The following is a 21879-nucleotide window of genomic DNA, read 5'->3' on the forward strand; positions in this document are numbered from 1 at the left end:
ACATCTATGTATTGGATACACCTGTGTATCCACCCCGCACCCCTCGGAGGAACGCGTGTCCACACTCCTGTCCTCGCTCGGACGCTGGTCCTTCCGGCACCCGTGGCGGGTCCTCGTGTCCTGGCTGCTCGCGCTCGGCATCGCCGGCGCCGGAGCGCTCGTGCTGGGCGCGGGAACCGACAACACGTTCTCCATCCCCGGGACGGAGTCGCAGGCGGGGCTCGAGCAGCTCTCCCGCTCATTCCCGCAGGTGAGTGGCACGAACGCGCAGTTCATCGTGGTCGCGGCCGACGGCGACAAGATCACGGATGACGAGTACCGGGACGACATCGAGGGCGCGGTCGACGAGCTGAGCGACCTCGATGGTGTTCTCGCGGCCACCTCGCCGTACGACGAGATGGTCAAGGGCATGATCAACGACGACGACACCGCCGCCATCGTGCGCGTGCAGTTCGACGGCGAGTCCACCGATGTCTCGGACGAGACGAAGGATGCGCTGCGTTCGGTCGTGAGCGACCTCGACGCCGAGCTCCCCGCGGGCTCGCAGACCTCGCTCGGCGGCGACCTCTTCGCGATCTCCATCCCCGGCGTCACGCTCACCGAGGCAGTCGGACTGCTCATCGCCCTGCTCGTGCTGATCGTCACGTTCCGCTCGTTCGTGGTGGCGGGCCTCCCCCTGCTCACCGCGATCCTCGGCGTCGGCATCTCGATGGCCGGCATCTTCACCGCGACCGCCTTCGCGACCGTCTCCTCGACCACCCCGCTGCTGGCGCTCATGCTCGGGCTCGCGGTCGGCATCGACTACGCGCTGTTCATCATGGCTCGACATCAGGATCAGGTGCGCGCGGGCGTGGACCCGGAGGAGTCCGCCTCGCGCGCCGTCGGAACCGCAGGCTCCGCTGTCGTGTTCGCGGGCGTCACTGTGCTCATCGCGCTGATCGGCCTCGGCTTCGCGGGTATCCCGTTCCTGACCACGATGGGCATCGCCGCCTCCGCCGCGGTCGCCGTCGCCGTGGCGATCGCCGTGACCCTCACCCCGGCTCTGCTCGGCTTCATGAAGGGCAGGGTCGTCGGCCGCCCGAAGAAGGTCAAGGCGTCGAAGGCGAAGAAGAGCACCGCCTCCGACGCGTCGGAGGAGCCGAAGGACGTCGTCGCCCCGGTGAAGGGCAGCGCCCGCTGGGTCGGCGGCGTCATGAAGCACCCCGTGCTGGTTTCTCTCGCCGTCGTCCTGGGACTCGGGATCGTGGCCGTTCCCGCGCTGAGCCTCGACCTCGCGCTGCCGAATGCCGGTGTGCTCCCGAAGGACTCCGAGGCCCGCCAGAACTACGACCTCGTCGGGGAGCAGTTCGGCCCCGGCTTCAACGGTCCACTGATCCTCACCGGCACGATCGTCACCTCCACCGATCCGCTCACCCTGATGGAAGATCTCGGCGACGCCGTGGCGAAGGTCCCCGGCGTCAAGGAGGTCGCCCTCGCGACGCCGAACGAGACGGCCGACACCGGTATCGTGCAGATCATCCCGGAGACCGCCCCCGACGACCCGGCGACCGCCGATCTCGTGCGCGAGCTGCGCAGCCATCACGACGAATGGCTCGACGAGTTCGGCATCGACCTCAAGGTCACCGGGTTCACGGCCGTCGGCATCGACATCTCCGACCAGCTCGGGAACGCGCTCTTGCCCTTCGGCATCTTCGTGATCGGCCTCTCGCTGATCCTGCTGACCATCGTGTTCCGCTCGCTCTGGGTGCCGATCACTGCCGCCGTCGGCTACCTGCTGTCGATCGTCGCCGCCTTCGGCGTGGTGGGCGCGGTGTTCGAGTGGGGCTGGTTCGCCGATCTGCTGCACGTCGCCAAGGTCGGGCCGATCATCAGCTTCATGCCGATCATCCTGATGGGCGTGCTGTTCGGTCTCGCGATGGACTACCAGGTGTTCCTGGTCTCCCGCATGCGCGAGGACTTCGTGCATGACAAGGACGCGACGAGCCCGAGCCGTGCCACCCGGCGGGCCGCCGCGCTCCGCGCCGTGCGCAGCGGCTTCACCGGCTCGGCGAAGGTCGTCACCGCGGCCGGGCTCATCATGTTCGCGGTCTTCGTCGCGTTCGTCCCCGAGGGCGACTCGTCGCTCAAACCGATCGCACTCGGCCTCGCCGCCGGTATCGCATTCGACGCCTTCCTGGTGCGCATGACGCTGATCCCCGCCCTCATGGCGATCCTGGGCGAGCGTGCCTGGGAGCTCCCGCGCTGGCTGGAGAAGATCCTCCCCCGCGTCGACGTCGAAGGCGAGGCGGTCGAACGCGAACGCCACCTGGCCGCCTGGCCCGGCGACGGATCGGTCGTCGCGGCCGACGACCTCGAGATCAGCGCAGATGCGCCGCTCGTCGAGGGCCTGTCGATGCGCATCGCCGAGGGCGGTGCGGTCATCGCGACGGGCGGGGATCTGCGGACTCGTCGGGCCCTGGCCCTCACGGTCGCCGGACGCCTCGTGCCGACGGACGGGAAGCTCCGCGTCGCGGGACACCTGCTCCCCGGTCGTGCGGCCTGGGTGCGCGCGCACGTCGGCTGCGTGCTGGTCGACGACGCGGATGCCGCACTCGGCGACCTCTCCGAAGCGCTCCGTGGGAAGTCGCAGATCGTCGTGATCGACGGACTCGACCGCCTGACAGGTGGCCAGCGCGACCAGGCGACGGCCATGCTGCGCGATGCCGCGGCCTCCCGCACGCTCGCGGTGTTCGCCACCGCCTCCGATGCCGACTCGGCACGGGCCGTCCTCGCCGAGGCCGGATGGCCCGACCCCCAGACTCTCGACACGCGTGCTCCTCGCCGGAGTACCGCAGATTCCACCGAGGTGACCGCATGACCCTCCCCATCGAGCGCGCGCGCTCCCGCAAGCCCATCACCTGGCTGACCATCCTCGGCGTGCTGCTGCTGCCGGCTGCGGTGGGCGGCATCCTCGTCGCGGCGCTGCAGAACCCGACCGAACGCCTGGACTCGATGACCGCGGCCATCGTCAACCTCGACGAGCCGGTGACCATCGACGGTCAGATGACTCCCCTCGGACGCCAGCTGGCTTCGGGTCTCGTGGAGGGGTCGGACGACCTCGATTCGAACCTCACGTGGGTGATCTCGAACAAGGACGACGCCGCCGACGGTCTCGCCGACGGCTCCTACCAGGCCGTCATCACCATCCCCGAGGACTTCTCGTCCGCCGCCACCTCCGCCGGCACCGCGATCTCCGACGGCGGAGGAAAGGCCGAGCAGGCCACCATCACCGTCACGACCCCGGAGGACGGACTCGTCGCCGACGACCTCATCACCGGGCAGATCGCGGACGTCGCCGCCTCGACCATGGGCACGATGCTCTCCGAGGCGACGACCGAGAACATCCTCGTCGGCTTCACCACGATCGGCGACCAGATCGGCGAGGCGGCAGACGGCGCCGTGAAGCTCGCGAACGGCGCGCGCGATGCCGCCACCGGAGCGGCAGCGATCCCCGAAGGCGCCACGAAGCTGGCCTCCGGTGCGGGTGAGCTCGGGACGGGGGCATCGTCGCTCGCCTCCGGGCTCGACACGATCGCGGGCAAGACGCGCGAGGCTGCGGCCGGCGCGGGTGCGATCGGGGCCGGACTGACGGATGGCGGCGCGCAGCTGCAAGGAAGCGTCGCCGGGGTTCAGCAGCTCGTCGGCGGGATCCAGAGCGCCTCGGCATCCGCACGCTCCGCCGCAGACGACTCGGTCGCTCTTGCCCAGCAGCTGGGCGGAATGGCGCAGGCCGCCTGCACACCGCCCGTCGCGGACCAGGCCGAGTGCGCGCTCTACACCTCACTCGCAACGCAGGCCGGTTCCGTCGCGACGGATGCCGGCACGGCATCCGGCATCCTCAACGCGCCCGAGGTCGCGAATGGCGTCGCCGCCCTTCCCGGTACGTTCACGACGCTGGCCTCCAGCATGTCGCAGGCCGGAGCAGGCGCCACCCAGCTCGCAGGCGGCCTCACCCAGCTCGCCGACCAGGGCATCGGAGCGTCGGCCACCGGCGCCCGCGGCCTCGCCTCCGGCGCGACCCAGCTCTCCGGCGGAGCGACCGCCCTCGCCGACGGAGCCACCGAACTGACCACCGGGCTCGACACCCTGGCGACCGGCACAGGTGACCTCGCAGGCGGGCTGCGCACGGCATCCGATTCCCTGCCCTCGTTCAGCGACACCGAGTCGAAGTCGCTCGCCTCGGTGATCGCCGACCCGGTGTCGTCGAACTCGTCGATGAACACCATCTTCGGCCCGACGGCGATCCCGCTGCTCGCGGCGGTCGTGCTCTGGTTCGGCGGTCTCGCGTCGTTCGTGGTGATGCGCGCACACACCGCTCGCACCCTCACCTCGCGTCGGTCATCCGCTACTCTCGCGCTGCGGGCCTTCGCCCCGGCCGCGCTGGTCGGTGCGGCTCAGGGCCTCCTGGTGTCGCTGATCGTGCAGATCGTGGCGAGCTATGACGCCGGCACCTGGTGGGCGTTCGCGGGCACGGCCGTGCTCGCCGGTGTGGTGTTCGCCGCCGTGAACCAGGCCCTCGTCGCCCTGTTCGGCGGCGTCGGGCGCTGGATCTCCGCCCTCGTCGGAGTGCTCGCGGTCGCGACCGGCCTGATCTCGACCGTGCCGGACTGGCTGGCTGGCATCGGAGCCGCCCTCCCGACGGCTCCGGCCTTCGCGGGTCTGATCACGCCGAGCGGTTCCGCGGTCGCGGCACTCGTTGTCTGGGGCGTGCTGTCGCTCGTGGCCACGACGCTCGCCGTGACGCTGCGACGCACGACCTCGGCCAAGGCGGTCCTCGCCACGGCCTGACGTCGTCCGAACCTCCCTGCCAAAACGGAGACCACCCGTGCCCGGCCCGGCGCGTCGACATATGACGCGCCGGGCCGCACCTGTGACCGTCTCCGTTTCGGCACGCGTCGCCCGCGACCTAGGATCCTGACATGCGTCGACCGTTCATGGACACCCCCGACCAACTCGCGAGCCTCGAGGGGCAGCAGTACCTCGTGCTCCGGCCCACCGGTGCGGTCGCCGAGGTCTATCGGGAGATCCAGGAGACCGCGCTCGATCGCCTCGGCATCCCGGCGCGGCGTCCGCACACCGGACACGTCACGCTCCGGGGGTTCTTTGAGCCCGAGCGACGCGAGGAACTCGCGGCGCTGATCCGCACCTGGGCGGCACAGCAAGAACCGATCGAGGTGAGCGCCGAGGCCGTCGACGAGTTCCCCCTGCCCTGGCAGATCCTGATCGTGCGCCTCGCCCGGAGCGCCTCGCTCGTCTCGGCATACTCGACCCTGACTGCCGCGCTGGACGCCACGGACTACCGCCGCCTCGGCGAACTCCCGCTGGCCGACTGGACGTTCCACCTGTCGGTGCTCTACGGCAAGACTCTCGACGCGGCCGACTGGTCGCGATTCGCGAAAGCCGAGGTCCGCCCGCTCTCATCCGCGCCCGCCGAGGTCATCGCCGAAGCAGAGCTGGTCTGGTACGAAGACGGCATCGAGCACGCCGAGGTCCTCCCTCTCGGCGGCTGATCCTCGGCCCAGCTCGCCCCTCGGCCAAATCAGAGACCTCCCGCACCCCGCCCCGCGTGTCTTGTTCAGACGCGCCGGGACGAAGCCGGGAGGTCTCCGTTTTCGCAGCCGGAGGCAGACTCAGCTCAGGCCGGAGTAGGCGTGCAGGCCCTTGAAGAAGACGTTCACGATCGTGAAGTTGAAGATCACAGCGGAGAACCCGACGATCGCCAGCCAGGCCGAGGGGTTGCCGCGCCAGCCGCGCGTCGCACGGGCGTGGATGTATCCGGCGTAGATGACCCAGATCACGAAGGTCCAGGTCTCCTTGACGTCGAAGCCCCAGAAGCGGCTCCAGGCGTAGTAGGCCCAGATCGACCCCGCGATGAGCGTGAAGGTCCAGAGGATGAAGCCGATGATGGTGAACATGTACGCCAGGCTCTCCAGGCGCACGGCGTTCGGGAAGGTACGGAGGAAGCCGGGCCCGGTCTTCTTCGCGCCTTCGCCGAGAAGTCGCTCACGTCGCGACTGCATCAGCTGGATCACCGACAGGGCGAATGCGAGGGCGAAGAACGCCGTCGCGACCGAGGCCACGAACACGTGGATGACGAGCCACACGCTCTTCAGCGGGTCCATGAGCGGCGAGACATCGACGTAGAAGTTCGTCGCACCGAGGCCGAGCAGCACCACGACGAGGCCGGTGATGAAGGTGCCGAGGAAGCGCAGGTCGATGCGGGTGAGCACGACGAGGTACACCGCGATGATGAGCAGCGTGCCCATCATCGCGAACTCGTACAGGTTGGCCCACGGCACCCGGCCTGCCGCGATGCCACGGGTGACCGCGGCGGCGAGGTGGAAGAGGAAACCGAGCACGGTCAGGGAGGTGCCGATCCGGGCCATCACGTATCGCTGCGGAGCGGCGTCTGCCACGGGAGCGCCGGTGGATGCGGTGATGCTGCCGCCACCGGCCCCGACGAGCACAGACTCGCGCACGTTCTGCGCATCGGCCGTCGCCTGCGAGCGCCGCGCGAGATCGAAGGCGTACGCCACGAAGGCCGCCGCGTAGATCGCGATCGCCGTCCAGAGCAGGACCGGCGAGATCACGTTGAGCTCGAGCATGGTGTCAGTCTACTTTCCGGGTGTCGGTTGCCGGGGCTTCCGGCTCGGCGGACTCGTCCGCGGGGTCATCGATCGGTGGGCGCGCCGTGGTGCCCCCGGCCGCATCGAGCAGTCGGGCGTGACCGGCGACGAGGTCTTCCACGGCTGCCGCGAGCGTCGGGTCTTCCCCTCGCGCGAGGGCCGCGTACTCGAGGGCGATCTCGCCGTCGTGCGCCGTGGCCTTGACCCACACGCGTCGGCGCGGAACGAACAGCGCGATCATGAGGCCGCCGAGGGCGAGCAGCGCGAAGCCGAGCACCCACACTCCGGACTCGTCGCGGTGGATCTGCAGCGAGGCGAAGCGCTTCACCGACTGCGAGGCATCCGTCGCACCGGCCGGCGACTCGTCCTCGAAGGTCACCGAGCCGAGGCCGTTGGGCAGCTGCGCGGTCTGTCCGGGGGCGAGCTCGATCGACTTCACGTCGGTAGTGCGGCCGGTGAGCTTTGTCATCCCGGTGGTGTCGAGCACGTAGACCGAGCGCGGCACGCCCTCGTTGATACCGAGGTCGCCCGTGTACACGTCGAGCGTGAGCGTCGGGTTCGTGAGGTCGCCGTACGCGGAGAAGAACGCGCCGCTCTCGAGCACACCCGTCGTCGGGTAGAAGAATCCGACCAGGCCGACCTGCTCGGCCAGCCCGTCCGGCACCTTGAGCACGCCCAGCGAGGTCATGTTGTTGTCCTGCGGGAGGAACGGGGTGCTGTTCGTGAACACCACGTTGCCTTCGGGGTCGCGCACGGTCACGGTCGGCGCGTAGCCGTTGCCGAGCAGGAAGACATCGTCGTCGGCCACCCCGAGCGGCTCGTTGACCTTGACGGACCCCGTGCGCTCCTCCCCGTTCTCCTGCACCGTGACGTTGGCGGAGAAGTCGCCGGCCTGTCCGGAGCCGGGCTCGCCGAACGGCTGATACGTCACATCGAACGAGTCGAGGCGCATCGAGTACGGGGCGAACGCATCGTCACCCACGAAGCGACCGCGGTTCATCGAGTCGTAGTCGAGGAGCGTGTTGGCGAACGTCTCCCCCTCCACCAGCACGCGCTGACCGGTGTACGAGAAGCCGCCGCCGATGCCGACCGTGACCAGCACGCCCACGAGCGCGAGGTGGAAGATCAGGTTGCCGGTCTCGCGCCAGTAGCCGCGCTCGGCGGAGACCGAGAACGTGCGTCCGCGGTCGTAGCGCTCCACCCGGTAACCGAGGGCCTTCAGCTGTTTCGTCGCGACGTCGATGGACGCGGCCGCCTCCGCTTCGGCGTCACCGGTCCTGGTGCCCGAGTCCGCGGACGGATCGCGCGTGATCGCACGGTAGTCCTCGAGCCGCTGCAGTCGAGCGGGAGTGCGCGGCGGACGCGCGCGCAGTGCCTTGGCGTGGTGCTTGATGCGCGGGATCACACACCCGACGAGCGAAGCGAACAGCAGCAGGTAGATCGCCGAGAACCACGGCGACAGGTACACATCGAACAGCTTCAGCCCGTCGAGCACCGGGAAGAGGTCGGGGTTGTCGCGCTCCCACTGCGTGACGCCGTTCGGGTCGGCCATCCGCTGCGGGAAGATCGAGCCGGGGATCGCGGCGATCGCGAGCACGAGCAGCAGGACGAGCGCCGTGCGCATCGAGGTCAGCTGACGCCAACCCCAGCGCAGCCAGCCGACGAACCCCAGCCGCGGCTGGGTGATCGAGTCGTCGCCGTCGACGTGGTCGGACGGGCGGAGCGGATCGCTGGAGTCGCTGTTCGCGGCACCCTTGTTCTTGGTCATGGCCTTCTCAGTGCGGGGGTTCTTGTCGGAGCTGGTGGAGTTCACGGGGCGGTCAGAGCGGGAGGATGACACTTCCGATCACCGCCGTCAGGCGCGACATGATGTCGGTCCAGAGGCCGGTCACCATCAGGATGCCCAGCAGGATCAGCATCACGCCGCCGACGATGTTGACGACCCGGATGTGGCGGCGGAGGAAGCCGACCGCTTTCGTCGCCCAGCCGAAGCCGAGGGCGACGAGCAGGAACGGGATCCCGAGGCCCAGCGAATAGGCCAGGCCGAGGAAACCTGCGCGCACCGGATCGCCGGCGTTGAAGGAGAGGGCGAGGATGGCCGCGAGCGTCGGCCCCATGCACGGCGCCCAGCCGATCCCGAGTGCCACCCCGAGGAGCGGCGCACCGACGATCCCCGCCTTGGAGTCGACGTGGAAGCGGAACTCCTTCTGCGCGAAGCCGAAGAGGCCGAGGAACACGAGGCCCATCCCGATGATGACCACGCCCAGGATGCGGGTGATGAGGTCGCCCCACTGCAGCAGGAAGACCCCGGCCGTTCCGCCGAGCACGGTGTAGAGGATGAAGACGATCGTGAACCCGAGGATGAACAGCAGCACGCCCCCGACGAGTCGCCCCCGCGTCGCGGTTTCGGTGGTCTGCGTCTTCGTCCCGCCTTCCGCACCGGCAGCAGCGGTCGACCGAGGCGCGACGGCACCGCCGAGGAAGCCGAGGTAGCCGGGGACGAGCGGGAGCACGCACGGGGAGAGGAACGAGACGAGTCCCGCGAGCATCGCCACCGGGATCGCGATCCAGAGGGCCCCGGATCCGATGATCGCTTCGGGATTCACGACGTTCCCCGGGTGGTCACGACGTCTCCGCGAGGGCGTCCTTGACGAGCGTGGAGAGGATCGACTTGCCGTCGATCGGGCCGATGATGCGCGCGGCGACCCGGCCCTGCTTGTCGAGCACGAGGGTTGTCGGCGTCGCGGCGATCGGCGTCTCCTTCGCGAAGGCGAGCTTGGCCTGGGCGGTGTCGACGTCGATAAGGCTCGGGTACGTGACGCCGTACTCGTCGGCGAACGCGACCGCCGTGTCCGCCTGGTCACGGGTGTTGATGCCGATGAACGCGACGTCCTGATCGCGGAAGTCCTGCCAGACACCTTCCAGATCGGCCGCTTCGAGGCGGCACGGCGCGCAGCCGGCGTACCAGAAGTTGACGACCGCGACCTGTCCGGCGATGTCGGCGCTGTCGAACTCCTCGCCCTTCTCGGTCACTCCGCTGAAGACGACGGGTTCACCGCGCTCGGAGACCGGGATCTCGACGATCGCCCCGTCGGCGGCGACATAACCGGTGTTCTCGCCGTTCAGGAACGATTCGCTGACCGGATCGGGAGCGCAGGCGCTCAGACCGATGGCGAGCACCGCAGCGAGCGCGGCACCGACCGCACGGCGCGAGCGCCGGGTGCGGGAGGAGCGGCCGCTGCGGATCGGACGGACCGTCGAATCGCTTGGCACGACTCCGAGTTTACGCAGAGCTTCCTATGCGCGAGCCGGAAACGAGCACCCTTCGGAGGCCCATCAGAAGCGCGCCAGGACGTCGTCCACGCCCGCCCGGAACCGCGGACAGGTGGCGATGTCGTGCGCGCGGCAGCCCATCGCGTGCTCGGTCATCTCGCGCGATCGACGCATCTCCTCCATACGGCGATCGATGTCGTCCAGGTGCTTCTGCAACACCTGGTGCCGCCCGGCGCTCCCATCGTCGAGCAGCACCGCGATCTGTTCGAGGCTCATCCCCGCTGCCTTGCTGCGCTGGATCACGGCGATGCGCACGACCTCATCCTCGCCGTAGCGCCGCCGCCCTGAGGAGTCGCGCGGAGGAGTGAGCAGCCCCACCGACTCCCAGTGCCGCAGCACGTTCGTCGGCAGCTCGAAGCGCTCGGCCACATCGCCGACGGACCAGGGGTGCGCATCGCTTGACTTCATGTTGACATGAAGTCACAGACTGACGGGGAAAACAACCCCGCCACCGGAAGGACCCCCATGTACGACGCCATCGTGATCGGCGCAGGACCGGCAGGACTCCAGGCCGCCCTGACCCTCGGACGGATGCACCGCTCGACTCTGCTCCTGGATTCGGGCGAGTACCGCAACGGCACCGTCCTGCACATGCACAACATGATCGGCGCGGACGGGATGCCACCCTCGGAGCTGCGCGCGACCGCCCGCGCCGAGCTCAAGGAGTACGACGACGTGGAGATCCGCGACGTGGCGGCGACGAGCGTCTCGGGCGTCGAGGGCGCGTTCGTCGTGGGCGTGGCCGACGGCACCGTCGTCGAGGGACGTCGGGTCATCCTCGCCACGGGCGTCGCCGACGATCTTCCCGATGTCCCGGGGCTGCACCACCTGTGGGGCACATTCGCCTTCAGCTGCCCGTTCTGCGACGGACACGAGCATGCCGGCAGGGACATCGCCATCATCGGCGCCGCACCTCGGGCCGAGCACCTCATCGGCCTGTTGGGTCGGATCGCCGGGAACATCACCGTCGTGCCCGTCGGGGAGGAGTTCGCGGACGACGAGATCCGAACTCTCGAGGCGAAAGGCGCGCAGGTGCGCCGCACGCCGGTCACCTCCGTCGAGAAGGTCGACGGAGGTGTCCGCGTTCACACGGACACCGACGAGAGCGTCGTCGACGGCGTCTTCATCTCTGCCGGGGAGATGCGCCAGCGGTCGCCGTTCGCCGCCCAGCTCGGACTGGGAATGCTCGACTCCGGGTGCATCGAGATCGACGAGTTCGGACGCACCTCGCGCCCCGGCGTCTTCGCTGCAGGCGACCTCGCGCACCGCGCGACCCTTCCCGGGCCCATGGCCTCAGTGCTGCTGGCCGCGGCTGCCGGTCAGCTCGCAGCGGTCGGCATCATCCAGTCGCTGCTGGCCGCTGAGCATTGATCACGCCCGAATCGCGGATCAGACCGCGCCGACGTCGACCGCACCGCCGGTCGCTGCAGGCTCGGCGTACGCGACCTCGCGCCAGACGTCGCCGACGCGCTCGAACGAGGTGACGCTCGAGAGGGCGCACCGACGGGTGCGCGGGTCGTGCCGCAACGGCAGGCCGGCGACGCGGAGGTGGGTGATCCAGATCGGCGCCTGGTGCGACACCATCACGACGTCGCCGTCGGGCGCCGCGTCCCAGGCCTCGTCCATGACACCGAGCATCCGCTCCGCGATGGACGAGTAGGGCTCGCCCCAGCTGGGCAGTGACGGCTGCCGAAGGTGCCACCAGTTCAGGGGGTTCATCAAGGAGCGACGCATCTGCGTCCCCTCGAACACGTTCGTCGGCTCGATCAGGCGGATGTCGATCTCCGGCACGAGGTCGAAGCGCTCGGCGAACGGCTCTGCCGACTCCTGCGCGCGTTCGAGCGGCGATGCGTAGAGCGCGGAGACGGGACGGTCGAGCGCCGCCACATGGTCGGCGGCCGCTACGGCCATCCCCCGGCCCGCGTCGCTCAGGTGGTAGTCGGGAAGACGACCGTAGAGCACGCGGGCCGGATTGTGCACCTCGCCGTGTCGGACGAGGTGCAACCGGGACGCCGTCATCTCACGCCTTGCTGTAGCGCGAATCCCCGAAACCGAGGATCAGGTACCCGATGTACGGGAAGAGGAACAGCAGGAAGAACGAGAAGACCCCGCCCTTGTTGAAGCGCTCGCCGAGCTTGAACGCGACGATGATCGCGAGGATCAGGTTCGCGATCGGGATGAGGTACAGCAGTGCGAACCAGCCGGACAGGCCGGCGATCTTCACGAGGAAGACGAGGTTCACGATCGGGATGATCGCGAGGATGCCGGGGTATCCGGCCTTCGTGAACACCTTCCACAGCCCGATGGCGACGAGGATGTAGAAGACGAGCGCGATCAGGCCCGTGGTGCCGGAGAAGATCGATGCGTAGAGATCGGAGATGCCGTTGTTGTCCACGGTGCACCCTTTCTGTGTATGAGCTGTGTCGTGGCGATCCTACTGACATGCCGGCTCGGGCACCGCTGACGGGGCCGATGACCTCCCGACCGCCCCCGTAGAATGGGCGGGTTCCCCATTTCCCAGATCAGAAGGAATACTCCGTGCTTCGCACCCACTCGGCAGGCTCTCTGCGAGCCGAGCACATCGGTCAGACCGTCACCCTCTCGGGTTGGGTCGATCGCCGTCGTGACCACGGAGGAGTCGCTTTCATCGATCTGCGGGACGCCTCCGGCATCGCCCAGGTCGTCATCCGCGACGAGGAGATCGCCCACCCGCTGCGCAACGAGTTCGTGCTGAAGGTGACCGGCGAGGTCTCGCTGCGCCCCGAGGGCAACGCGAACCCGAACCTGCCCACGGGCGAGATCGAGCTCATCGCGACCGACGTCGAGGTGCTGAACGAGTCCGCGCCTCTGCCCTTCCAGGTCTCCACAGCTCTCGCCGACACCGAGACCGTGGGCGAGGAAGCCCGCCTCAAGTACCGCTACCTCGACCTGCGCCGCCCGGCCCCGGCCGCTGCCCTGCGCCTGCGCTCGAACGTCTACAAGGCGATCCGCGACGTGCTGCACGCCGACGACTTCACCGAGGTCGAGACCCCGACCCTCACCCGCTCGACGCCTGAGGGCGCCCGTGACTTCCTGGTGCCCGCTCGTCTGAGCCCCGGCAGCTGGTACGCCCTGCCGCAGTCCCCCCAGCTGTTCAAGCAGCTGCTGATGGTCGGCGGTGTCGAGAAGTACTTCCAGATCGCGCGCTGCTACCGCGACGAGGACTTCCGCGCCGACCGGCAGCCGGAGTTCACGCAGCTCGACATCGAGATGAGCTTCGTCGACCAGGAAGACGTGATCACCCTCATGGAGTCGCTCATCGTGGCGATGTGGGCGACGATCGGCGTCGAGGTGGCCACGCCCCTGCCGCGCATGACCTACGCCGACGCCATGGCCAAGTACGGCTCCGACAAGCCCGACCTGCGCTTCGGCCTCGAGCTCGTCGACGCGACCGAGTACTTCCAGGACACCCCGTTCCGCGTCTTCCAGGCCGAGTACGTCGGTGCGGTGCGCATGCCCGGCGGCGCCTCGCAGCCGCGCAAGCAGCTGGACGCGTGGCAGGACTGGGCGAAGCAGCGCGGTGCACGCGGCCTCGCCTACGTCCTGTTCAACGAGGACGGCACGCTCGGCGGCCCCGCCGCGAAGAACCTGTCCGAGGCCGAGCAGGCCGGGCTCGCCGAGCTCGTCGGCGCCGAAGCCGGAGACTGCGTCTTCTTCGCCGCCGGTTCCGCCAAGGAGAGCCGTGCGCTGCTCGGCGCCGCGCGCGTCGAGATCGGCCGCCGCCTCGGCTACCTGAACCCCGACGAGTTCGCGTTCACCTGGGTCGTCGACGCTCCGATGTTCGAGCCGGCAGCCGACGCCGTGGCCTCCGGCGACGTCGCCGTCGGCGCGGGGGCCTGGACAGCCGTGCACCACGCGTTCACCGGCCCGAAGCCGGAATTCCAGGACACGTTCGACACCGACCCCGGCTCTGCTCTCGCCTACGCGTACGACATCGTGTGCAACGGCTCCGAGCTCGGCGGCGGCTCGATCCGCATCCACCGCGAAGACGTGCAGAAGCGCGTGTTCGAGGTCATGGGCATCAGCGACGAGCAGGCCGACGAGCAGTTCGGGTTCCTGCTCGACGCGTTCAAGTTCGGCGCACCGCCCCACGGCGGGATCGCGCTCGGCATGGACCGTGTGCTGCAGCACCTGACCAAGACCGAGTCGATCCGCGAGGTCATCGCGTTCCCGAAGTCGGGCAACGGCTTCGACCCGCTGACCTCCGCTCCGGCACCGATCACCGACGCGCAGCGCGCCGAGGCCGGCGTCGACTTCGAGCCCGAGGACGACGAGGCCTGAGGCCAGCCGCCTCGCGCGAGCACAGGCACACACGCCGGATCAGGCGGTTCCGCGAAGAACCTGCCTGATCCGGCGTTTCTGCCTGATCCCCCAGGACGCGCGCCGCAGAGCACCTCGAGCCTAGGACGAGAGCGCCACGAACGCGGGCACGATGTTCTCGTTCCACACGTCGACGCCGAGCTTCGCGATCAGTGCGACCACGACGACGAGGAAGACCACGCGGATGAAGGTGGTCCCGCGCGAGATCGCCATCCGGGAGCCGAGGTAGCTGCCGGCGACGTTCGCGACCGCGAGGATGCCACCGAGCAGCCACAGCACGGCGCCGTGAGGGATGAACAGCATGAGCGCCCCCGCGTTCGTCGCGAGGTTGACGATCTTGGCCTTGGCGCTCGCCTGCAGGAAGTCGTAGCCGAGCAGCGCGACCAGGGTGATCACGAGGAAGGTGCCGGTCCCGGGTCCGATCATGCCGTCGTAGAAGCCGATGCCGAGCCCCGCGGCACCCGCCATGATGTGGTGCTTGTGCCCGTCGAACCGCAGCTGGGTCGCCGCGCCCATCTGCGGCTTGAACGCGGTGAACAGCGCCACCGCGAGCAGCGCGATCACGATGATCGGCTTGAACGCGGCCGGCGGCAGCACCGTCGCGACGGCCGCACCGCCGAAGGACCCGATCAACGCGATGACCGCCATCGGCACGGCGGTGCGCAGGTCGGGTCTGGCTCGGCGGTAGTAGGTCACACTGCTGGTCGCGGTGCCGAACACCGAGGCGAGCTTGTTCGTGGCGAGCGCCTGCACCGGGGAGATGCCGGGGATCAGCAGCAGCGCCGGGAGCTGGAGCAGCCCTCCCCCGCCGACGACCGCGTCGATCCAGCCGGCGCAGAACGCGGCGATCACCACGAGCAGCAGCACCCCCCACGTGAGCTGCTCGAGTCCGAGCACGGCGCCGATATCCACCTCGCCATGATTCCAGAGAGTCGGCTCGACCCTCGCATCCGCGCTCGCACCGACCGCGGGCGCTGGCAGACTGGGGCCATGCTCGATGCCCTCCCGCTGCCCCAGCCGCTCGAATCGCGTATCGGAACCGCACTCCTGCGCCGTGCGACCGTCGATGACACGGATGCCGTGATCACGCTGCTCGCCGACGACCCGATCAGCGCGGCACGCGGTGATGTGGCGTCCGACGAGGATCGTCCCGCGTACGCACGCGGGCTCGTCGAGATCCTGGCCGAGCCGTCGAACGATCTGCTCGTGGTCGAGCTCCACGGCGCGATCGTCGCGACGCTGCAGCTCACCTCGATCCCCGGGATGGCGCGCCGCGGCGCGCGGCGGCTGCTCGTCGAGGCGGTGCGGGTGCAGAGCACACTGCGCTCGTCGGGCATCGGCTCTGCCGTGATGCGCTGGGTCGGCGAAGCCGCAGCCCCCGCAGTCGGCGCGACCATGGTGCAGCTCACCTCCGATGCCGCCCGCACCGACGCGCACCGCTTCTACGAGCGTCTCGGCTACATCGGCTCGCACCGCGGCTTCAAGTACAGCGTGCCGCAGAGCTGAGGCTCCGCGGCCCTGTTCGGCCACCGCCTCGCCACCGTCCGTTCACCAGACCCGCGACGGGCGGCAACCTGCACCTCATAGTGTCCTCTCGCAACCCGAAACCGGCTCACAGCGCCGGACACCGAGAGGACACTCATGGCTCGCTTCACCCGCCGCGCGCGCATCGGCGCCGGCATCGCCCTGGCCACCACGGCCGCACTCGCACTCACGGCCTGCTCCGGCGCAGCTGACGCGACCGGCGGAGGCAGCTCCGACGTCGACGCCTCCGCCGCGACCTCTGTCACCGACTTCGGCACCTTCGCCGACCTCGAGGCTGCAGCCAAGGCCGAAGGCTCGCTCAACGTCATCGCGCTCCCCCGCGACTGGGCGAACTACGGCGAGATCCTCGACCTGTTCGCCGAGAAGTACCCCGAGATCACCATCAACGAGGCCTCCCCCGACGTCTCGAGCGCCGAGGAGATCCAGGCCGCGAAGACGAACGAGGGACTCGACACCGCGCCCGACGTGTTCGACATCGGCCTCACGGTCGCCCTGCAGAACACCGACGTCTTCGCGCCGTACAAGGTGCAGACGTGGGATGACATCCCCGAGGAGCTGAAGGAGCCCACCGGCCTCTTCGTCGGCGACTACGGCGGGTACATGTCGATCGGCTACGACTCGTCGAAGTTCGACGCTCCGGCCGAACTCTCCGACCTGCTCTCGGCCGACTACAAGGGCGCCGTCGCGATCAACGGCGACCCGACCCAGGCCGGTGCGGCCTTCGCCGCCGTCGGCCTCGCCACCGTGCAGTCCGACGGCACGCTCGACGACTTCCAGCCGGGCATCGACTTCTTCTCCGAGCTGCAGAAGGCCGGAAACCTGCTCAAGGTCGACGTGACCACCGCGACGATCGCGAGCGGCGAGACCCCCGTCGTGTTCGACTGGGACTACCTGAACGCCTCGCACACGGCCGACAACAAGGACTGGAAGGTCGTCGTGTTCGACGGCACCGGTTACGCCGGGTACTACAACCAGGCCATCAACGCCGACGCCCCGCACCCGGCTGCTGCCCGCCTGTGGCAGGAGTTCCTCTACAGCGACGAGGTGCAGAACCTCTGGCTGAAGGGCGGCGCCCGTCCGGTGCGCATGGAGGCCATGACCGACGCCGGCACGATCGACGCCGACCTCGCTGCGGCACTCCCCGAGGCACCGGAGGAGACGGTCGTCCCGACCGAGGAGCAGTCGACGAACGCCGGCACGCTGCTCGGCGAGAAGTGGGCCTCGGCGGTCCAGTGACCACCCTCACCGCAACGGGGGCGGATGCCGCGGCATCCGCCCCCACCACCTCCGCCGGGTCCTCGCCGCACGCGAGGGCCCGGCGGTCCGCTCCGTCCTTCGCCTGGCTCGGGCTCGTCCCGTTCGCCGCATACGTCGTGCTCTTCCTGGCGGTGCCGACGATCCTGTCGATCGGCTCCGGCTTCTTCACCAAGGACGGCTCCTTCACCTGGTCGAACATGTCGGCCCTCGCCGATCCCGTCGTGCTGAGCACCTTCGCGGACTCCGCCGGGCTCTCGCTGCTCACCGCCGTGGTGGGTGCGCTCGTCGGCGCCCTCGTCTGCTACGCGCTGCTCGGCATGGACCCCGAGGGGCGAACGCGCTCGGCTGTGGACGCGGCGGCCGGCGTGCTGGCCCAGTTCGGTGGCGTCATGCTGGCGTTCGCCTTCATCGCGACCATCGGCATCCAGGGTGTCGTCACGGTCTTCCTGAAGGACTCGTTCGGCGTCAACATCTTCGAGAACGGCACCTGGCTGTACGAGCTGCCCGGACTCGTCCTCCCCTACTTCTATTTCCAGATCCCGCTCATGGTCATCACCTTCATGCCCGCCCTCGCCGCGCTCAAGCCGCAGTGGGCCGAGGCCAACCTCACACTCGGCGGCACCCGCGCGAGCTTCTGGCTGCGCATCGGCATCCCGGTGCTCGCGCCGTCGTTCCTCGCCAGCCTGCTGCTGCTGTTCGCGAACTCGTTCTCGTCGTACGCCACCGCCGCCGCCCTCGCCAGTCAGGGAGCGCAGATCGTGCCGCTGCAGATTCGCACTGCCCTCACGAGCGAGACGGTCCTCGGCCGCGAGAACCTCGCCGGCGCCCTCGCGCTCGGCATGATCGTGATCGTCGGGATCGTGATGGCCCTGTACTCCCTCGTGCAACGACGCGCGGCCAGGTGGCAGTCGTGAACCGGCTCGGTCCCTCCCTCGCGACCCGCTGGGTCATCGGCATCCTCGTCGGTGCGTTCTTCGCCGTTCCCCTGGTGTCGACGTTCCTCTTCACGCTGCGCGACCCCGAGGGCGGGCTGTCGTTCGCCCGCTGGATCGCGCTGTTCGACCCCGCGGCGGCCGCTACCCTGAGGCCGATCTGGGCGGGTCTGGGTAACTCCCTGATCCTGGCCGTCGTCACGGTGGCCATCGTGCTGCTCCTGCTCGCCCCCACCATGATCCTGGTGAACCTGCGCTTCCCGAAGCTCAAGCCCGCCTTCGAGTTCGCGGTGCTGCTGCCCATCTCCATCCCCGCCATCGTGCTCGTGGTCGGCCTCGCTCCCATCTACCTGCAGATCGGTCGCGCCTTCGGCACCGGCACCTGGACGCTCGCCTTCGCCTACGGGGTCACCGTGCTGCCGTTCGCGTTCCGCTCGATCCAGGCGTCGATCGATGCCGCCGACCTGCGCACCCTCTCCGAGGCCGCACGGTCGCTCGGCGCCAGCTGGCCGACGGTCGTCCTCCGGGTGCTCGCTCCGAACCTCCGCCAGGGGCTGCTCGCCGCATCGCTCATCTCCATCGCGGTGGTGCTCGGCGAGTTCACGATCGCCTCGCTCCTGAACCGCCAGGTGTTCCAGACCGCCATGGTCGTCGTGAACAAACAGGATCCCTATGCGCCGGCGATCTTCACGCTACTCGCGCTGGTGCTCGTCTTCCTCCTGCTCCTCGTCATCGGCCGCGTCGCCCGCGGTACCGGAAAGGCCCGCTCATGACCCTCGACCACGCGCTGCCGCGCACCAAGGACAACCTGCTGCTCTCCCAGGCGGGCGAGGGAACGCGCGTCGAGCTGCAGGGCATCGTCAAGAGCTACGGCGGCAACCGGGTGCTGCACGGTGTCGACCTGGACATCGCCCCCGGGGAGTTCGTCTCGCTCCTCGGCCCCTCCGGCTGCGGCAAGACCACCCTGCTGCGTGTGCTCGCCGGTCTCGAGGGCGCGGATGAGGGGGCCGTGCTGCTCGGCGGCGGAGACGTCTCCCGAGTGCCCACGAACAAGCGCGACATCGGGATGGTCTTCCAGTCGTACTCGCTCTTCCCGCACCTGCGGGTCGCCGAGAACACCGCCTTCGGCCTGCGCCGGCGCGGGATCGCGAAGGCGGAGGCTTCGCGCCGCGCCGTGGATGCCCTCGCGCTGGTCGGACTCGCCGACTTCGCCGACCGCTTTCCGCACCAGCTCTCCGGCGGACAGCAGCAGCGGGTGGCGCTCGCCCGTGCGCTGGTGACCGAGCCCAAGGTGCTGCTTCTCGACGAGCCGCTCTCCGCGCTCGACGCGAAGGTGCGCGTGCAGCTGCGCGACGAGATCCGCCGCATCCAGCTGCGACTCGGCATCACGACCGTGTTCGTCACCCACGACCAGGAGGAGGCGCTGGCCGTCTCCGACCGCATCGCGGTGATGAACGCCGGTCGCATCGAGCAGATCGGTTCCCCCGAGCAGCTCTACACGATGCCCTCGACCGCCGGAGTCGCGGCTTTCGTCGGCCTGTCCAGCGTCGTATCCGGGGTCGCCGAGGGCGATCACGTGATGGTCTGGGGGCAGCGGCTTCCCCTGCAGTCACGGGCGGACGGGCCGGTCGACGTGTATCTGCGACCGGAGAACGTCTACTTCGCATCCGAGGCCGATGCCGCAGCCGATGCCCTGGTCGAGGAGAGCACCTTCCTCGGCAGCATGCGTCGTACGCTCGTCCGCACCGAATCCGGTGAGCTCGTCCGGGTGCAGCATGCGCCGGGCACCCACCCCGCGTTCGGCGATCGGGTGCGCATCGCGATCGCTCCCGAGCCCGTCGCCGTGCACCCGCGCGGCTGAACCCATCGCTCTTCCCCCGGGCCCGCCCCGAACGCTAGCGTGAGGCCCGAGGGGCGGGGTTCCCTCCATCCGAGAGAGAAAGGACGCCTCATGGCAGGCACGTTCGAGCTGTACACCGACAAGTCCGGCGAGTACCGGTTCCGCCTGAAGGCCGGCAACGGCGAGGTCATCGCGATCAGCGAAGGCTACTCGTCGAAGTCCGCCGCCCTGAACGGCATCGACTCCGTGCGTCGCAACGCCGCAGACGCCGAGGTCGTCGAGGCCGACTGAGCTCGATACCCACGTTCCACGCCGAGACCCCCTGTTGCAGACGTCTGCAACAGGGGGTCTCGGCGATTGCGATAGGTGTCGGCGAACCGGATCTCGGGTCAGAGCACGCGCGAGAGGAAGTCCTTCGTGCGCTGATGCTGAGGGTTGCCGAGAACCTCGCGCGGGTCGCCTTCCTCGACGATGTGCCCACCGTCCATGAAGATGAGGCGGGATCCGACTTCGCGTGCGAATCCCATCTCGTGCGTGACGACGAGCATCGTCATCCCTTCGTCGGCCAACGATCGCATGACCTGCAGCACCTCGCCGACCAGCTCGGGGTCGAGTGCCGAGGTGGGCTCGTCGAACAGCATCATGTCGGGGTTCATGCACAGTGCACGGGCGATCGCCACACGCTGCTGCTGCCCTCCCGACAGATGCCCCGGGTAGGCGTCGGCCTTCTCGGCCAGACCCACGCGGGCGAGCATGGCATGCGCGATCAGCTCGGCTTCCTTCTTCGACCGCTTCTTCACCCGCTGCTGAGCGATCGTGAGATTGCCCAGCACATCGAGGTGCGGGAAGAGGTTGAAGCTCTGGAACACCATGCCGATGCGGGTGCGCACGCGGTCGATGTCGACGTCGGGGTCGGTGATGTCGATCCCCTCGATCAGCACCTTGCCGCCGGTCGGCTCCTCGAGCAGGTTCACTGAACGCAGCAGCGTCGACTTGCCCGAGCCCGAAGGTCCGATCACGCACACGACCTCGCCCTTGGTGACGGTGAGGTCGATGCCCTTGAGCACCTCGTTGTCGCCGAACGACTTCACGAGCCCCTGCACGTCGATCGCGGGGGCGTGGACATCAATCAGGTCGGTGATCATCGCTGCCTCGACATCCGTCGCTCCAGCCACGCGCTGAAGCGCGTGAGCGGGATCGTCACGATCAGGTACAGGATCGCCGCCATGATCAGCGGCGTTCCGTTCGCGTTCTGCGTGCTCGCATCGCGGGCGAAGGTCGTGAGCTCCTTCGACCAGATGAACGAACCCGCCACGAAGAGCAGCGACGTGTCCTTCAGCAGCAGCACGAACTCGTTGGTCAGGGGCGGGATGATGATCCGGAACCCCTGCGGCACGATGATCCAGAACGTCGTCTTCATGGGCGACATGCCGAGGGAGCGCGCCGCCTCGGTCTGGCCCTTCGGAACGGCCTGGATGCCCGCACGGATCGTCTCGGCCATGTATGCCGAGGCGACGAGGACGAGACCGATGAGACCGAGCACGACCGGTCCGCCCAGCTTCGTGCCGGGCACGCCCAGCGCGATCGGCAGGATGAACGCGATGCCGAAGATCGTGAGGATCGCCGGGAGCCCCCGGAACAACTCGATCCAGCAGGTCGCGATCCACCGGAACGGCGCGATGGTCGACAGCTTCATCAGTGCCAGCACGACTCCGAGCAGCAGCCCCCCGGCGAAGGCAACGGCCGTGAACCACAGCGTGTTGACCAACGCGGTCGTGATGATCCCGGGGAACATCTTCGCCGCGACTTCAGGATTGAAGAACAGCGGGCCGATCTTCGCCCAGTCGGTGCTCACGATCGCCCAGACGGCGATCGCGATCAGCACCACGTAGACCGTGTAGCGATACAGCTTGCTCTTGGTGGTACGCCTCAACGCCATCGTCGAGGA

21 protein-coding genes are annotated in these 21879 nt (G+C 68.9%); 11 read left to right on the plus strand and 10 right to left on the minus strand.

Going from position 1 to position 21879, the window contains the following annotated elements; all coding sequences use genetic code 11:
* Positions 1-55 precede the first annotated feature (55 nt).
* From B2869_RS07455 to B2869_RS07465, 3 genes are all read left to right on the plus strand, one after another.
* A complete protein-coding gene (locus B2869_RS07455) occupies positions 56-2857 on the plus strand; it encodes an MMPL family transporter (protein WP_292764519.1) in 2802 nt (933 codons plus the stop codon).
* Complete coding sequence (locus tag B2869_RS07460; protein WP_136025345.1) at positions 2854-4827, plus strand: YhgE/Pip domain-containing protein; 1974 nt, start codon at positions 2854-2856, stop codon at positions 4825-4827. The genes B2869_RS07455 and B2869_RS07460 overlap by 4 nt, the downstream gene beginning before the upstream one ends.
* A gap of 131 nt (positions 4828-4958) precedes the next feature.
* Positions 4959-5549, plus strand: a complete 591-nt coding sequence (locus tag B2869_RS07465; protein WP_292764523.1) for a 2'-5' RNA ligase family protein — start codon at positions 4959-4961, stop codon at positions 5547-5549.
* Positions 5550-5669: 120 nt separating this feature from the next.
* Here B2869_RS07465 and ccsB read toward each other — a convergent pair whose 3' ends face one another.
* The 5 genes from ccsB to B2869_RS07490 form a co-directional block, all read right to left on the minus strand.
* Complete coding sequence (gene ccsB, locus B2869_RS07470; RefSeq protein ID WP_021198980.1) at positions 5670-6644, minus strand: c-type cytochrome biogenesis protein CcsB; 975 nt, start codon at positions 6642-6644, stop codon at positions 5670-5672.
* 4 nt (positions 6645-6648) lie between these two features.
* Positions 6649-8433: a cytochrome c biogenesis protein ResB gene (resB, locus tag B2869_RS07475; RefSeq protein WP_292764528.1), complete on the minus strand. Its 1785-nt coding sequence runs from the start codon at positions 8431-8433 to the stop codon at positions 6649-6651.
* Positions 8434-8485: 52 nt separating this feature from the next.
* Positions 8486-9271 carry a cytochrome c biogenesis CcdA family protein gene (locus B2869_RS07480; protein ID WP_292764531.1) on the minus strand — a complete coding sequence of 262 codons (786 nt, stop codon included), beginning with the start codon at positions 9269-9271 and terminating at the stop codon, positions 8486-8488.
* 16 nt (positions 9272-9287) lie between these two features.
* Positions 9288-9938, minus strand: coding sequence for a TlpA family protein disulfide reductase (locus B2869_RS07485; protein ID WP_292764534.1), 651 nt, complete (start codon positions 9936-9938; stop codon positions 9288-9290).
* Between the two features lie 63 nt (positions 9939-10001).
* Entirely contained in the window at positions 10002-10406 is a 405-nt protein-coding gene (locus tag B2869_RS07490) for a MerR family transcriptional regulator (protein WP_292764537.1), read from the minus strand.
* A 57-nt stretch (positions 10407-10463) separates the two neighbouring features.
* On the opposite strand from B2869_RS07490, the gene B2869_RS07495 reads away from it, so the two are divergent.
* Entirely contained in the window at positions 10464-11369 is a 906-nt protein-coding gene (locus B2869_RS07495; protein WP_292764540.1) for an NAD(P)/FAD-dependent oxidoreductase, read from the plus strand.
* Between the two features lie 18 nt (positions 11370-11387).
* Here B2869_RS07495 and B2869_RS07500 read toward each other — a convergent pair whose 3' ends face one another.
* Positions 11388-12017 carry a histidine phosphatase family protein gene (locus B2869_RS07500; RefSeq protein WP_292764543.1) on the minus strand — a complete coding sequence of 210 codons (630 nt, stop codon included), beginning with the start codon at positions 12015-12017 and terminating at the stop codon, positions 11388-11390.
* A 1-nt stretch (position 12018) separates the two neighbouring features.
* On the minus strand, positions 12019-12393 hold the full coding sequence (locus B2869_RS07505) for a DUF5684 domain-containing protein (RefSeq protein WP_029259777.1): 375 nt from the start codon (positions 12391-12393) through the stop codon (positions 12019-12021).
* Between the two features lie 143 nt (positions 12394-12536).
* On the opposite strand from B2869_RS07505, the gene aspS reads away from it, so the two are divergent.
* The gene (gene aspS, locus B2869_RS07510; RefSeq protein WP_292764548.1) at positions 12537-14318 is read left to right on the plus strand and encodes an aspartate--tRNA ligase; all 1782 of its coding nucleotides are present in this window, start codon (positions 12537-12539) and stop codon (positions 14316-14318) included.
* A 120-nt stretch (positions 14319-14438) separates the two neighbouring features.
* Here the strand turns inward: aspS and B2869_RS07515 are convergent, their stop codons facing one another.
* On the minus strand, positions 14439-15269 hold the full coding sequence (locus B2869_RS07515; protein ID WP_292764551.1) for a sulfite exporter TauE/SafE family protein: 831 nt from the start codon (positions 15267-15269) through the stop codon (positions 14439-14441).
* 78 nt (positions 15270-15347) lie between these two features.
* On the opposite strand from B2869_RS07515, the gene B2869_RS07520 reads away from it, so the two are divergent.
* The 6 genes from B2869_RS07520 to B2869_RS07545 all read left to right on the plus strand — a co-directional run bounded on the left by B2869_RS07520 (position 15348) and on the right by B2869_RS07545 (position 20222).
* Positions 15348-15863, plus strand: coding sequence for a GNAT family N-acetyltransferase (locus B2869_RS07520; protein WP_292764554.1), 516 nt, complete (start codon positions 15348-15350; stop codon positions 15861-15863).
* Between the two features lie 135 nt (positions 15864-15998).
* On the plus strand, positions 15999-17138 hold the full coding sequence (locus tag B2869_RS07525) for an ABC transporter substrate-binding protein (RefSeq protein WP_021198046.1): 1140 nt from the start codon (positions 15999-16001) through the stop codon (positions 17136-17138).
* On the plus strand, positions 17135-18073 hold the full coding sequence (locus B2869_RS07530) for an ABC transporter permease (RefSeq protein WP_292764560.1): 939 nt from the start codon (positions 17135-17137) through the stop codon (positions 18071-18073). The genes B2869_RS07525 and B2869_RS07530 overlap by 4 nt, the downstream gene beginning before the upstream one ends.
* Complete coding sequence (locus tag B2869_RS07535) at positions 18070-18864, plus strand: ABC transporter permease (RefSeq protein ID WP_318391121.1); 795 nt, start codon at positions 18070-18072, stop codon at positions 18862-18864. Before B2869_RS07530 ends, B2869_RS07535 begins: the two co-directional genes overlap by 4 nt.
* Positions 18861-19952 carry an ABC transporter ATP-binding protein gene (locus B2869_RS07540; protein ID WP_292764565.1) on the plus strand — a complete coding sequence of 364 codons (1092 nt, stop codon included), beginning with the start codon at positions 18861-18863 and terminating at the stop codon, positions 19950-19952. The genes B2869_RS07535 and B2869_RS07540 overlap by 4 nt, the downstream gene beginning before the upstream one ends.
* A gap of 90 nt (positions 19953-20042) precedes the next feature.
* Positions 20043-20222, plus strand: a complete 180-nt coding sequence (locus B2869_RS07545) for a YegP family protein (RefSeq protein WP_017828129.1) — start codon at positions 20043-20045, stop codon at positions 20220-20222.
* A 98-nt stretch (positions 20223-20320) separates the two neighbouring features.
* On the opposite strand, the gene B2869_RS07550 is transcribed toward B2869_RS07545, so the two are convergent.
* Together B2869_RS07550 and B2869_RS07555 are read right to left on the minus strand one after the other, a co-directional pair.
* Complete coding sequence (locus B2869_RS07550; protein ID WP_029259770.1) at positions 20321-21076, minus strand: amino acid ABC transporter ATP-binding protein; 756 nt, start codon at positions 21074-21076, stop codon at positions 20321-20323.
* The gene (locus B2869_RS07555; protein ID WP_136025337.1) at positions 21073-21870 is read right to left on the minus strand and encodes an amino acid ABC transporter permease; all 798 of its coding nucleotides are present in this window, start codon (positions 21868-21870) and stop codon (positions 21073-21075) included. Before B2869_RS07555 ends, B2869_RS07550 begins: the two co-directional genes overlap by 4 nt.
* Between the last annotated feature and the right edge of the window lie 9 nt (positions 21871-21879).

Source organism: Microbacterium sp. UBA3486, assembly GCF_002377845.1.
GTDB lineage: Bacteria > Actinomycetota > Actinomycetes > Actinomycetales > Microbacteriaceae > Microbacterium > Microbacterium maritypicum_A.

What these genes read in the sequence shown, in the direction of transcription:
- B2869_RS07460 (WP_136025345.1), top strand. Translation starts at nt 2,854, where the DNA reads ATGACCCTCCCCATCGAGCGCGCGCGCTCCCGCAAGCCCATCACCTGG.
- B2869_RS07465 (WP_292764523.1), top strand. Translation starts at nt 4,959, where the DNA reads ATGCGTCGACCGTTCATGGACACCCCCGACCAACTCGCGAGCCTCGAG.
- ccsB (WP_021198980.1), bottom strand. Translation starts at nt 6,644, where the DNA reads ATGCTCGAGCTCAACGTGATCTCGCCGGTCCTGCTCTGGACGGCGATC.
- resB (WP_292764528.1), bottom strand. Translation starts at nt 8,433, where the DNA reads ATGACCAAGAACAAGGGTGCCGCGAACAGCGACTCCAGCGATCCGCTC.
- B2869_RS07490 (WP_292764537.1), bottom strand. Translation starts at nt 10,406, where the DNA reads ATGAAGTCAAGCGATGCGCACCCCTGGTCCGTCGGCGATGTGGCCGAG.
- B2869_RS07495 (WP_292764540.1), top strand. Translation starts at nt 10,464, where the DNA reads ATGTACGACGCCATCGTGATCGGCGCAGGACCGGCAGGACTCCAGGCC.
- B2869_RS07500 (WP_292764543.1), bottom strand. Translation starts at nt 12,017, where the DNA reads ATGACGGCGTCCCGGTTGCACCTCGTCCGACACGGCGAGGTGCACAAT.
- B2869_RS07520 (WP_292764554.1), top strand. Translation starts at nt 15,348, where the DNA reads ATGCTCGATGCCCTCCCGCTGCCCCAGCCGCTCGAATCGCGTATCGGA.
- B2869_RS07525 (WP_021198046.1), top strand. Translation starts at nt 15,999, where the DNA reads ATGGCTCGCTTCACCCGCCGCGCGCGCATCGGCGCCGGCATCGCCCTG.
- B2869_RS07540 (WP_292764565.1), top strand. Translation starts at nt 18,861, where the DNA reads ATGACCCTCGACCACGCGCTGCCGCGCACCAAGGACAACCTGCTGCTC.
- B2869_RS07545 (WP_017828129.1), top strand. Translation starts at nt 20,043, where the DNA reads ATGGCAGGCACGTTCGAGCTGTACACCGACAAGTCCGGCGAGTACCGG.
- B2869_RS07550 (WP_029259770.1), bottom strand. Translation starts at nt 21,076, where the DNA reads ATGATCACCGACCTGATTGATGTCCACGCCCCCGCGATCGACGTGCAG.
- B2869_RS07555 (WP_136025337.1), bottom strand. Translation starts at nt 21,870, where the DNA reads ATGGCGTTGAGGCGTACCACCAAGAGCAAGCTGTATCGCTACACGGTC.